Consider the following 13090-nt stretch of genomic DNA (forward strand, 5'->3'; position numbering starts at 1 on the left):
TGGAGTTAATATTTACATTCGGTGCTCTAGACGTCATACAGGATCATGAATTAAATAAATCAACTTTCGAAATATTTAATAAAATGATTTAATCTATTGATGAGAGGATATACTGCTGTATGAGGACACGACCTGGTGACTCACAAGTTAATGATCATTTTCTTACGTGCCCAGGCTTAAATCGAATCATATAAAAGGATTTATTAACATGTCTAATGTGAAAAAACCTGTAGTCCTTATTACCGGTAGCTCAGGAAATATCGGCTCGGCAATCACTCAAGCATTAAAAAACGATTATGATGTTGTTGGATTTGATATGGAAGGTACTAAATGTGATTTTACCTTTGATATCACCTCTACCGCCTCTATCGAATTGGCATTAAAGCGATTTAAAGAAAGATACGGCAATAAAATTGCCACCGTGATTCACCTTGCTGCTTATTTTGATTTTAGCGGTGAGGAATCTCCTCTTTATGAAGCCGTCAACGTTGAAGGCACGAAAAATCTTTTACAGAAACTACAGAATTTTGAAGTAGAGCAATTTATTTATACCAGTACAATGCTGGTTCATCAACCCTGTCAACCAGGCGAGATGATCAATGAAGACTCGTCTTTAAATCCAAAATGGATTTATCCGCAATCCAAATTAAAAACAGAAAAGATCATCAAAAAACATCATGGAGACATCCCTTATCTTATTTTAAGGCTTGCCGGCCTTTACGATGAATCCAGCTGTGTCCCTACACTTTCTCATCAAATCGCCCGAATTTATGAGCGTCGTGTAAAAAGTCATTTATACGCAGGCGATCTCAGAGCCGGACAATCTTTCATTCATCAGGACGACCTGGTTGACTTATTTAAAAAAGCTGTAGATAAACGCCAGGAACTGCCTGAAGAAGACATCATTCTTGCCGGTGAAAGTCAAGCGGTAAGCTATCAGAATCTTCAGGAACAAATCACTCAACTCATTCATCAGGAAAAAGCAGAAATCATAACTGTTCCGTCCTCCATCGCCAAAGCAGGTGCCTGGATTGAAGAAAAATCAGAACCGATTGTTCCTGATGATTTTGACCAGGGAGAAAAACCTTTTATCCGACCCTTTATGATTGACATGGCTTCGGACCACTACTCACTGGATATCAGTAAAGCTAAAAAACAGCTTGATTGGGAACCGAAAAACCGTATCGAGGATACCTTGTCTAAAATAATTCAATTCTTGAAAAAGGATCCAGAGCAATGGTATGAAAAAAACGGTTTGACCCTGCCACACTGGATGCAGGGAATAAAAGACAAAAACGCTGAAAAAATACGCGCAAGTTATGAAAAACAACTGAAAAAGCAACATCAACAAAACCTTTGGGCGCATTTTCTAAATCTCTCACTTGGCTTCTGGCTTATTACCTCACCCATGACTTTAGGGTATGAATCTTATTACAACAGTATCAGTGACATTGTCAGTGGATGTCTTTTAGTCATTTTTTCTTTTCTGTGCCTGTCATGGCGTATGGCAATAGCCAGATTGGTATGCACTACCATTGGTTTATGGGTTATTTTTGCCCCACTGGTATTCTGGGTTCCAACTGCCGCAGCCTATCTTAATGATACCCTGGTCGGTTCAATGATCATTGGTTTTTCAATATTAGTCCGTCCTGATATTGGCGTTGCTCCCAATGCAGCAATGACTGGTCCTGTCATTCCACCCGGTTGGGATTTTTCACCATCCACCTGGCCACAACGTCTGCCCATCATTATTCTTGCATTTATTGGGCTGTTTATTTCCCGATATTTAGCTGCCTATCAATTAGGGCATATTGACAATGCCTGGGATCCTTTCTTTCAAGGCAGCACAACTGACCCTAAAAATGGAACAGAAGAAATCATCACCTCTTATGTATCTGAAGCCTGGCCAGTACCCGATGCCGGATTGGGAGCTGTCGTTTATTTACTGGAAATCTTAACGGGCATCATTGGAGGAAGCAATCGTTGGCGAACCATGCCTTGGCTCGTTTTGCTCTTTGGGTTCATGATTGTTCCTTTAGGAGCAGTCTCTATCACTTTTATCATTATTCAACCCATTTTACTAAACACCTGGTGTACACTTTGCCTAATTGGAGCCGTTGCCATGGTCTTACAGATTCCTTATTCATTCGATGAAATCATTGCCACAAGCATTTTCCTTTGGAGACGATGGAAAGCAGGCCGACCGTTCTGGAAAATATTCTTCGTTGGTGACAGTGATGAAGAAAAACCGCAAAAAGAAGAGCCTCATGCCCATGATCTCGAACGTTCTGCAGGTGCTATCATTAAAGATATGTTAAGTGGAGGTGTCACCTTTCCCTGGAACCTTATGTTATGCCTGCTGATTGGCGTTTGGTTAATGTTCACCCGAATAACGCTTGATGCTACAGGCAGTATGGCTAATGCTGATCATCTAATAGGCTCATTAATCATCACGGTGACGGTCACAGCGCTTGCCGAGTCAGTAAGGATAGTGCGCTTTATCAATTTAATTTTTGCCATAGCTCTTTTAATTACGCCCTTTGCTTATGGAGCCGATGCTCTGGCTACCATCGCCAGCCTTATTTGCGGTGTACTTTTGTTCCTGTTAACCCTTCCTCGCGGAAAAATTGTTTCTTCCTATGGTTCCTGGGAGAAAATCATTGTCTAGTGCCTTTAAAGATGCAAAATCATTCTGGCTATCATGAAATAAATGAGCAAGCCAGTTGCATCTATCACTGTGGAGACAAAAGGCGTACTGACCACAGCCGGATCAAGGTGCATAATACGCGCCAATATCGGCATGATAGAGCCCGTCAGTGCCGCAACCGTACATATGGCGATCACACTCAAGGAAACCACTAAGGCAATATTTTGTTGAAAAACAGCCCAAATAAAAACATACCCCACCGCACCGAGAATCATACCTAATAAAATACCAACCGCCGTTTCTCGTGCAACAACTTTTATAAAATCACCAATACGCACGTGATCCATAGCCAGAGCGCGTACAATAATGGTGGCAGACTGAGAGCCGGTATTACCGCCAATACCTATTAAAAGCGGAATAAATAAGGCAAGCACAATCCCCTCATTTAAAGTGGCCTCAAAAGCATTTAAAACATTAACGGTTAAGGTACCCGCCAATGCCAAAAATAAAAGCCAAATCACTCTTACCCGCATTAAGCGAAAAATAGACACTGAAAGATAGGGTTTACGCAAAGGTTCCGAAGCACCACCAAGAATAATGTCTTCTGTTTCTTCCTGTTGCATGATATCCATGGCATCATCGATGGTAACAATGCCCATCAAATGCATTTCTTCATCAACAATTGGAACGGCGAGCTTGTCTGTAGACTGAATAAAACGAGCCACCTTCTCCTGATCTTCATAGGCCGAAAAACTTTTTACCTCCTTAGACATAAGATCCGCAATATGCTCATCGGGATTTGACATCACCAGCCTGTCAAGCTCTACAATGCCTTTTAACAAACTATTGTCATCCACCACCGGCAGCACATAAATGGTCTCAGCATCTTCGCCCTCCTGGCGAATTTTTTCCAATGCCTGTTCAACGGACATTGATGAGCGTAAAGAAATAAAAAAAGGACTCATAATGCGCCCGGCTGTCTCTTCCGGGTATTCAAGCAACAATGCCGTGGCATGACGTTCTTTAAAACTTAAACGCTTGAGAAAACGATCTGCGATTTTATCAGGCAATTCCTTAAAAAGCCGTGCCCTGTCATCGGGCTCCATTTTTTCCAGGATGGCGAGAGCCTTTCGCTTCTCAAGTTTCTGAATAATATGTGCCTGGCTAACGGGTTCAAGATAAATGAATACTTTTTCTGCTTTGCTCGCAGACAATAAATTAAATATTTTACATTGATGCTCTGCCGAGGCATGATCCAGGGCACTGACAATGGTAGGTATTTTAGCTTCTGAAATCAGCTGATTTAGTTCTTTTTGCGACACATCTTTTATGTTCATATGCATTTTAGTTGAATCATCCTTATGACCTGGAAACCTTTTTATCTGGATATTTATAAAACCAGTTCGGAGTTTTAAAAACTGAAAATTCTCAAGCGAAGATTCTTTCCTGAAAAAACAATCCATTCTATTGTTATCACAGTCATTCAAAAGTATATAACAAACCAGGGCTTCTCCCCACTTCATTTATTAAAGCGAAAAAATGAATGGCAAAATGGTTTTGAATAAGGTACATAGCAAGCCCTATTATGGCTCAATTTTATTGATATCACCTTGTACCCGACTTTGTGAAAAATTTACGAATCCCCGTGGTTTGACCACGGGACCATAGACAGAAAGGCCAATCCTTTATATTAAATCTTGGAAAATACTGGATTTTGATAAATATAACATCGCGGTGATTTGTAAGCGAAAAAAATTCACAAAGTCGAGACTGTAACGAGTTTCTTTTTTCAAAAGAAGGCAGAAACAAATAACATTTGCTATACCTTAAACACAGGAATTAAATGGAGTTAATCATGTCTAAAACCCAAAAACCGAGAGAACATCCCGAAAGCAAAGACATCAAAAACATCTGTGATGTTGTAGAAGAAAATAAAAATAATATTCTTCCAGAACAAACACAAAAACAACAGCCTGGTTTACAAAAGGAAATGCAGCCAAAGCCGATTTCCATGCATGAGGATTATCGAGCTGCTAATAAATTAAAAAATAAAGTAGTTGTTATTACCGGTGGAGACAGTGGTATCGGAAGAGCAATAGCCTATCACTGCATAGCCGAAGGTGCCAAAGTTGCCTTTACCTACTTAAATGAAACGGAAGACGCAGAAACAACGCTTCATGAAATTAAGGAAATGAAAGGGAAAGCCATTGCCATTCAATCCGATCTGTCCGAACGTAAACAATGTACAAAAACCATCAACCAATGTCTGGAAAAATTCGGTAGGGTAAACGTTTTAATCAATAATATTGCTGTGCAATTTCCAACTCAAAAGATAGAAGATATCTCTCAGGAAACGCTGAATAAAGTTTTTTCTACCAATGTTTTTTCTTATTTTTATATGATTCAGGAGATTCTGCCACATCTGAATATCGGGGATAGTATTATTAACACCACCTCAATTACCGCCTTTCGCGGTAGCCCACATCTGGTAGATTATTCAGCTACCAAGGGGGCTGTGGTGTCATTAACACGCTCACTGGCAAAGTTACTCATTGAACGAGAAATTCGCGTCAATGGAGTTGCCCCAGGTCCGGTATGGACACCATTGATACCTGCCAGTTTTACAGCAGAAGAAGTAGCGGAATTTGGCTCAAATTCTCCGATGAAACGACCAGCACAACCGGCAGATATTGCGCCAACTTATATTTTTCTGGCAAGCAAAGACAGTCATTTTATAACAGGACAAATTTTCCATCCCAACGGTGGAGAGATCATTTCTTAAAACCACCACGTTGGTTAAGAGCTGGCTACCTTGAGAACATTTCACGTTTAAATGGAGCGTGATTATTAAAAAAGCGCGGCTTGGACGCTTAAGGATATTCTGCCCATTAAAAATGGGCAACTGTTCTATACTAATAACAATAAAAGCGTATTTTCATTTTAAAAGGAGTTGATAATGGATTCATTCGTTAGCGATTACCAAAAATTGATACAAATTCAGGGAAGCCCATGCATCTCACTTTATCAGCCGACACATCGCTCGCACCCGGATAATGAACAAGATGCTATCCGCTTTAAAAACCTGACGAAAAACATAGAAAAATCCCTGCAAGAAAAATATCCTGAAAGAAAAATGCAATCACTTCTTGATAAATTCCATGATCTTTTCGAGGATTATCACTTCTGGAGTCACAACCACGATGGCTTGGCGATTATGGCCAATTCAGACTTTTTTAAAATATATAAACTGCCGCGATCTGTGCCGGAATTGGCCATAGTAGCTGATAGTTTTCATGTCAAACCGCTGATACGAATCATGCAATCAGCTGACCGCTATCAAGTGCTCGCCATAAATCGGGATGAGGTGAAGCTCTTTGAAGGCAATCGTGACAACCTGCATGAAGTTGAATTATCCAGCGAGGTGCCCAATACCTTAGCCAAAGCCTTAGGCAACGAAGTGACTTCGCCACGCTTGACGGTGGCTACTTATGGCATGGGCACAAAAGGACCAGCCATGCATCATGGTCATGGTGGCAGAAAAGATGAAGTGGATTTGGATGCTGAACGTTTTTTCAGAATAGTAGATCAGGCCATTTTCAAACATCACTCCCAACAGACAAAATTACCCTTGATTCTTGCCGCTCTTCCTGAGCATCATCATCTTTTTCACCAGGTCAGTCATAATCCCTATTTAATGAGTGAAGGATTGAAAATTGACCCTTCAAGCCTGTCTCTGGAAGAACTCAGATTAGAAACATGGAAACTTGTGGAACCTCATTATCTTAAACGGCTGAAAAAGCTGATTGAAGAATTTTCCGAAGCACAATCAAAAAAACTGGGTTCTGACCAATTGGCTGATATTGGCAAAGCCGCCATAGCCGGAAAAGTAGTTACTTTATTGATCGATGCCGATCAACAAATTCCAGGAAAAATCGATGAGAAAACAGGTAGGGTGGAAAAAGATGAATTACTTAATCCTGAGATCGATGATGTATTAGATGATTTGGGACAACAGGTATTGAAGCATAAAGGAGAAGTGATTGTCGTACCAGGAGATAAAATGCCAACCGACAGCGGAGCAGCTGCAATTTACCGTTATTAAAACTCATGTTACACAGTATTTTTTAGCTGATTTTGGTGAAAGTTTTGATATTCGAAGCTACTGGCATAAATGAGCATTTGAACAGCAAATATCACTGAGAAAATGCAAAAAACGACACTGCGTAACAAGTTAAAAACAGATGAGAACGCTTAGACTGCAAAATGAATAAAATTCATGTGGGGAAAAAATTTCTCCAGCCTATTGCTTTTTTTCCCTCTTATGAAAAAATAGAATCGGTCGGCATTCTGCTAAAACCGGCGAAGCCATGTCACTCAAGACTTTTTATTACCGTCTTATGCCTAGAGAACTGAAACATCTGCCGATTGAATCCCTGCAACCGGGACAATATCAACCTCGACAGGATTTTAATGAGCTCAGCTTGCAGGAACTGGCTGAATCCATTATCAGCCAGGGGCTTATTGAGCCTTTAATTGTCAGAGAAATCGCTCTTGGATGTTATGAAATCATTGCTGGTGAAAGGCGTTGGCGTGCTGCTCAAAAAGCAGGGCTTAAGCTGATTCCTTGCCTGGTTGGCGAATATACAGATCAACAAGCCTGCGCGGTCACCTTAATTGAAAATATACAACGACAGGATTTAAACCTGATTGAAGAAGCTCAAGGTTATCAACGCTTAATCACTGAATTTCATTTTCATCAAAATGAAATTGCCCTATGGGTAGGTAAATCACGAAGTCATATCGCTAACATTCTTCGTCTGTTAAGTTTGAGCACTTTGGTAAAAAAATGGTTGTCGGAAGGAAATTTGACACTCGGTCATGCAAGAGCCTTGGTGGGTTTACCTGAACCACTTCAGAAAACGCTGGCAGAACAGACCATTCGTGAAGAGTGGTCCGTCCGTTATCTGGAGCAAAAAGTCAAGTCCTGTAAAACGGATTTATCCACTTCTGTGAAAAATCCAAAAAATGACCGTGATGTTGAGCGTTTGCAATCCATACTATCCGAACAGCTTGGCACACCCGTACAAATAGCGGAGGATGGTGAGAAGGGCGGATGGTTGAAGGTAAAATTTTTTGATAATGATACGCTTGCAGGACTTTTGGATCGATTTGGCTTAAGCTATGATTAATCATCACTCATGAGTGATCATTAACTCCATTATCCACTCCACTCTATAAAGGAACCCGATCGATGAAAAGGAGCTTATCGGTTATTGCATGTTTTCTGTGGTCAACTGTGTCTGTAGCCAACATTCAAACGGGCATGGATAAATTAATCAATGAAGTGGATCCGGGCATTAATATAGGTATCGAGGTCATTGATTTAACCACTGGCGAATCCTTGTACGCTCGTAATCCGGATCGTGCATTTACGCCAGCCAGCAACATGAAAATATTTTCCGATGCCGCAGCATTAATGCTTTTAGGACCTGACTATCGTTTTAATAATCAATTAAGTACCAATGGAACCGGTCTGCGAAACGGCACACTGAAAGGTAATGTTTATTTGTATTTGCCAGGCGATCCTTCCTTTACTCATGAACATCTGAAATCATTATTAAGTAGCTTAAAAAAATGGAACATCAAAAGCATTCAAGGTGATTTTGTTATCGACAGTGCCTACAATCACGTTAATCCTTATGCTCCAGGATGGATGATTGAGGATTTGGTATACAGTTACGGAGCTCCGCTGTCGCCTGTCATAATGAACAACAATCGTCTGACCGTGACCGTAAATCCAGCTGAAAAAGCTGGGAAACCTGCACTTATTGAAGTCACCGATCCCAGCGGGACCATCATCATCGAAAACAAAGTTCGTACTAAAGCCAATCTGAAAGGTTGTGGTGTAGATTTTTCCACGGACAAAAACAACCATCTCAGCGTTCGAGGTTGTATTGGAGTTGGACAGTGGGCCATTCAACAACGAATGGCCATCCGCAACCCCCTTAGCTATATGCAGGGTTTTATTCAAAAAGAACTGGCTGACCAGCGTATTCATTTAAAAGGCAAAATCCTAATGGGTAAAGCCCCTAAAGACACCCTGTTACTGGCCAGCAGTTCTTCATCATCCCTGTCTCAACTTTTGAACGATACGCTTAAGCCTTCTGATAACCTGTATGCCGAAAGTCTTTTTCTCCACACAGCATTCAAACTGAAAGGCTCTGTAGCCAATTGGGGAGAAGCTAAATTACTCATCAAAGAATTTCTACAGAAACAAACAGGTATCGATTTAAAAACAGCCGTATTAACGGATGGTTCGGGTTTATCGCGTTACGATTTGTTAACACCTCGTCAAACCGTGAGACTATTACGATTTTTACATGAGCGATTTCATTTTTCTTATGAGTTTATCGCCGCCTTACCGGTTTCAGGTCGAGATGGAACGCTCCAACGCCGATTTAATAAGTCTTCACAACAGGATTTACTGAGAGCAAAAACTGGAACCATGAGAGGTGTCATCAGCCTGTCAGGCTATCTGTACACAGCCAACGGTCATACACTTGCCTTTGCTATTTACATTAATAACCTTCCTGGCACCAGTCTTTCCATATCCGGACGCTATCGTTATTTGGTCGATGCCTTATGCAATTACCTGTTACAGCAAAAGCCAGCTACACATCGCTGGGCCAAAGTCGTTTTACCGCATGGAAGAATGCGTTTTCAAAACAATACAACACAAGCGGCATTGTCGAGAAAAAAACAGGCCCAATGGCGAAGACTTGAAACGATGGTTAAAAAAGCTTTAAAAGGGGAAGTTGTCGCCATACGCTTTAGAAATAAGGAATTAGTACTTGAAGACTATCAAAAAAATGCCAGTAAAGTCTGGACGGTTTTACAGCGTTTACGGAAGAAATATCCATTTACTGTAGCTTTAAAATCAAGTGATTTACCTGCATTAACTCCTGGAAAACCAATGTTGCTATGGATACAATCAGCTAAAAAGGACTCTAAGGTACAAAGGATATGGATCATCAAAGAAATACTTACCTGAGTTAGAGCCGGTAAAAGACAAGTGCAAAGAGCCCAGGACCATTCTCATTTTCATTCATTGAAGCAAGATGAATAATTAAGTATCAAAATGATTTTGAATGAGGCGAATAGCGCGTCCTGCTTACGAAATCAAAGCCATTTTTAGCGATATAATTAGCTAATTAGCCGCATTTATAGCCAGGCAGGTGAATACGCCTTCCTAAATTCAAAGATAAAAGTTCTCAAAGGGCGACTCTGATATATGCAAATGACTAAAGTTCCTCCTCTCCTATGTGCAGTATAGGGGAGAGAAGCCTTCGTTTCATTTTTTGGATCAATGGGAATCACGTCCGGTTCTCAATTAGCAAGGATAGTCGTATACTGTATCAAAAAAATTTTATAATTTGCATTTTACATACTGAAATACAGGATAAAATCATACTTCGTCCAAAAAAGACCAAATTGCCGTCATTATGAACGAAGTTAAGTACGGACGTTTCTGATAGGAGCACGAAAGCATTATGAGGCCGATTAATCAATGTCTGAATTCACAGCTTGTCCGTATTTGTCAAAAGGCTTTCCAATTGGAGGGATTGCAAAATAAACTCATTCCTTTGCTGCCTGAAAACCTGCAACCCTTCTGCCAAGTCGGCAGTTTCAATAAAGGCTGTTTAGTAATTATCACATCTGATGCAGCCTGGGCCTCCCAGCTTCGTTTTATTCTTCCAGAATTACGCGATAATTTGCGAAAACAAGGCCTTTATCAACTTTCCTCTATAGACATTGCGATCACTGAGCAAGGAGAAAGAGAACGGCCGAAAAAAAAGCCCTCTTTAAATCCTATATCAGAAAATGCACGTAAAAATATCCTCAACGCATGTGAGCAAATGACTTACCAGCCGCTTAAAGAGGCATTAAAAAAGCTGGGGCGTGGATAAACAGGAAAAATGGCCAAAGTCCAGAGATAGTCATGTGAACATTTTGAAGGCTTATTTTCGTTTAAGATGGAGCAAATAGGGTCGTTCAAGGCAGAAGCTTGTTCTCTTACATCTTATAGAGCTTGCATACTGAAAAATACCCTGATTCTGTAACTCAGGGAGCTGAATCTTTAATTAAAAAAGTTCAACCAATGCCTATGCTTCAACCGGCTGCAGGGACGATTGCAGCTCTGGTATATAATTTTCAGCATCAAAATAGGTGTATTCCCAAGCATCCTCTCTGGCCATTAAGGTTCTTAACAATTTATTATTAAGAGCATGCCCGGATTTATAACCTTCAAAAGCACCTATTAAGCTTGAACCCAGAAGATAAAGGTCGCCAACAGCATCCAGCACCTTGTGAGCCACAAACTCTCCATCAAAGCGCAAACCGTCTTCATTGAGAACGCGATAGTCATCGACCACAATGGTATTATCAAGACTGCCCCCTTTGGCCAGGTCACGTTCACGCAGCTTCTCGTAATCGGACAGAAAGCCAAAGGTTCTGGCGCGACATACTTCTTTCACATAGGAAGAGCCGGAAAAATCGAAAGTTACCGATTGAGGCTTATCATTAAAAACAGGATGCTCAAAACCAATGGTAAAGGATACTTTATATCCATTATAGGGAAGAAATTGGACGTATTTATCGTCATCTTCTACGCGTAGTGGTTTAATAATACGGATAAAGCGCTTCGCTGCACTTTGCTCACGAATGCCGGCAGACTGAATTAAAAACACGAAAGGAGCTGAGCTACCATCCATGATAGGTAGTTCCGGAGCATTGATATCCACATAAGCATTGTCGATACCCAAGCCAGCAAAAGCAGACAATAAATGTTCCACAGTTGCAACCTTAGCCCCATTATGAAGTAAGGAAGTGCAAAGCATGGTATCGCTGACATTATCGTAAGTTGCAGGAATTTCAACAACCGGGGAAAGATCAACACGCCTGAAAACAATACCAGTGTTAATCGGGGCTGGGCGTAAGGTGAGAAGCACTTTTTCGCCAGTATGCAAGCCCACGCCGGTGGCTTGGATCACCTTCTTAGGAGTTCTTTGTTTTATCATTCAGTGCTCACTCTTATCGATCTTATTATTTTGCGCGCAAATCTCGTACAGTATAACAACAATTCATTGATTAGTCTAATTTTTTTGAATTTTTCCACAAAAGCAGCGTGCTACACGATGTGTTCTGAATGCTTTTTCCAGAAATAACGCGTATGTTTTACATCCCATCAAAATATCCTGTACGCTTAGGATAACAGCGCAAGAAAAGCCAAGCCATCAAACAGCGTAGTACACCGAAAACGAAAACAATTGTCAAGCAATATTTTTTTAAATCACATCATCAATATGGTGATCCTTATTTGTATCGTGAATAGCTTATTTGAGTACAGATTTAACGCTTGCTTGGCTATAAATCAGCAGTTGCGGTCTTAACCGTGACATTCGTGAAACTGTCCCTTACTCTTTATTTTATCGATTGCGGACTAGAAAAAGAAATATTTCTGATGGTGCAAAAAAGTTACGTGACTATAATGACATTTTGGGACTATGAAAACTTTCTACCTCGCTTCGTCTCGCTCTCTGTCTTGACTCCAACCAAAGTCCAACTTTATAGTTGTCACTGGTTTCAAACAAGTGACGAGCCTTGCTTTCCGCTCGCGCTCTTGTTGTGTTATCGACTATCAACGGAGCGATTTTTTCTTTCATGTCTTGGATAGTATGAAGATTAAAAGAATTTGACAAGGCCAGTCCTTTCCCAAAATAAGCGTTCTGAAGGGATGCTTCCGATTCAGCTTCATACAACTCCGCCAAAATAAGATTCTGCCAAAGGCAAAAGCTGGCATTATCATAAAGATCAGATTTCTTTTGTTCGCTGCCCCACTGCAACAAATGCAGATAACCATTAGCTAATAGCAAATATCCCGGAGTACCATATCGCGCAGCCAGGTTTTTCCAATTATATAAAACAGCAGCCATCATCTCCATTTCTTTGGTCTTATCGCTGCTTTTTTTCACCATCAGGTTATGCAAAAAAGTTTGTGCAGCATGAATGGAATGATGCTTGAGAGCCATTCCTAGATATTCAATATATTGCTTCTCATCGTCATTAGCTTTTGCTCTGTTGGCCATAAGATAAAAAACATACCCTAAAACCACATCCATATCCGAAAGATTTTTTTGCTTAACAAAAGAAAATCTGGAATCTAAATTGGTTCGTCTACCTGCCCAAAATACATCGAAATCTTCATGTTTTAGAAGTTCATAATTTTCGGGGTACGTCTGCAGGAACTGATTAAGCCATACTTTAGGCCAAGATTTCATTTTTTCACTGGCATTCGAAAATTGTGCCGCCTCTAACAAGGCATTAACTTCTTTAAAATGATCTTCTTTAGCTTTCATGACGATTACTCAATCACTCTAATACTTA

General features: G+C 40.6%; 9 protein-coding genes. 6 read left to right on the forward strand and 3 right to left on the reverse strand.

The window, feature by feature from the left end; translation table 11 throughout:
• Positions 1-208 precede the first annotated feature (208 nt).
• The gene (locus E4T55_RS04755; RefSeq protein ID WP_058500485.1) at positions 209-2668 is read left to right on the forward strand and encodes a vitamin K epoxide reductase family protein; all 2460 of its coding nucleotides are present in this window, start codon (positions 209-211) and stop codon (positions 2666-2668) included.
• Between the two features lie 5 nt (positions 2669-2673).
• Here the strand turns inward: E4T55_RS04755 and mgtE are convergent, their stop codons facing one another.
• Positions 2674-3990 (reverse strand): magnesium transporter, encoded by a 1317-nt coding sequence (mgtE, locus tag E4T55_RS04760; RefSeq protein WP_065235960.1) that lies wholly within the window; start codon positions 3988-3990, stop codon positions 2674-2676.
• Positions 3991-4502: 512 nt separating this feature from the next.
• Here mgtE and E4T55_RS04765 point away from each other — a divergent pair.
• From E4T55_RS04765 to E4T55_RS04785, 5 genes are all read left to right on the forward strand, one after another.
• Positions 4503-5429 (forward strand): SDR family oxidoreductase, encoded by a 927-nt coding sequence (locus E4T55_RS04765; RefSeq protein ID WP_082636453.1) that lies wholly within the window; start codon positions 4503-4505, stop codon positions 5427-5429.
• Positions 5430-5603: 174 nt separating this feature from the next.
• Positions 5604-6749 (forward strand): baeRF3 domain-containing protein, encoded by a 1146-nt coding sequence (locus E4T55_RS04770; RefSeq protein ID WP_058500483.1) that lies wholly within the window; start codon positions 5604-5606, stop codon positions 6747-6749.
• A 295-nt stretch (positions 6750-7044) separates the two neighbouring features.
• Positions 7045-7836 (forward strand): ParB/RepB/Spo0J family partition protein, encoded by a 792-nt coding sequence (locus E4T55_RS04775; RefSeq protein ID WP_058500531.1) that lies wholly within the window; start codon positions 7045-7047, stop codon positions 7834-7836.
• A gap of 62 nt (positions 7837-7898) precedes the next feature.
• Entirely contained in the window at positions 7899-9698 is a 1800-nt protein-coding gene (gene dacB / locus E4T55_RS04780; protein WP_058500482.1) for a D-alanyl-D-alanine carboxypeptidase/D-alanyl-D-alanine endopeptidase, read from the forward strand.
• Between the two features lie 499 nt (positions 9699-10197).
• Entirely contained in the window at positions 10198-10614 is a 417-nt protein-coding gene (locus E4T55_RS04785; protein ID WP_058500481.1) for a DUF721 domain-containing protein, read from the forward strand.
• Positions 10615-10809: 195 nt separating this feature from the next.
• Here the strand turns inward: E4T55_RS04785 and lpxC are convergent, their stop codons facing one another.
• Together lpxC and E4T55_RS04795 are read right to left on the reverse strand one after the other, a co-directional pair.
• Positions 10810-11724 (reverse strand): UDP-3-O-acyl-N-acetylglucosamine deacetylase, encoded by a 915-nt coding sequence (gene lpxC / locus E4T55_RS04790; RefSeq protein WP_058500480.1) that lies wholly within the window; start codon positions 11722-11724, stop codon positions 10810-10812.
• 465 nt (positions 11725-12189) lie between these two features.
• Positions 12190-13062, reverse strand: a complete 873-nt coding sequence (locus E4T55_RS04795) for a DUF5630 domain-containing protein (protein WP_058500479.1) — start codon at positions 13060-13062, stop codon at positions 12190-12192.
• Positions 13063-13090 lie beyond the last annotated feature (28 nt).

It is taken from the genome of Legionella israelensis (genome assembly GCF_004571175.1).
GTDB classification, from domain to species: domain Bacteria; phylum Pseudomonadota; class Gammaproteobacteria; order Legionellales; family Legionellaceae; genus Legionella_D; species Legionella_D israelensis.

Coding starts and splice junctions, on each gene's coding strand:
- E4T55_RS04755 (WP_058500485.1), top strand. CDS start 209: ATGTCTAATGTGAAAAAACCTGTAGTCCTTATTACCGGTAGCTCAGGA.
- mgtE (WP_065235960.1), bottom strand. CDS start 3,990: ATGCATATGAACATAAAAGATGTGTCGCAAAAAGAACTAAATCAGCTG.
- E4T55_RS04765 (WP_082636453.1), top strand. CDS start 4,503: ATGTCTAAAACCCAAAAACCGAGAGAACATCCCGAAAGCAAAGACATC.
- E4T55_RS04770 (WP_058500483.1), top strand. CDS start 5,604: ATGGATTCATTCGTTAGCGATTACCAAAAATTGATACAAATTCAGGGA.
- E4T55_RS04775 (WP_058500531.1), top strand. CDS start 7,045: ATGCCTAGAGAACTGAAACATCTGCCGATTGAATCCCTGCAACCGGGA.
- dacB (WP_058500482.1), top strand. CDS start 7,899: ATGAAAAGGAGCTTATCGGTTATTGCATGTTTTCTGTGGTCAACTGTG.
- E4T55_RS04785 (WP_058500481.1), top strand. CDS start 10,198: ATGAGGCCGATTAATCAATGTCTGAATTCACAGCTTGTCCGTATTTGT.
- lpxC (WP_058500480.1), bottom strand. CDS start 11,724: ATGATAAAACAAAGAACTCCTAAGAAGGTGATCCAAGCCACCGGCGTG.
- E4T55_RS04795 (WP_058500479.1), bottom strand. CDS start 13,062: ATGAAAGCTAAAGAAGATCATTTTAAAGAAGTTAATGCCTTGTTAGAG.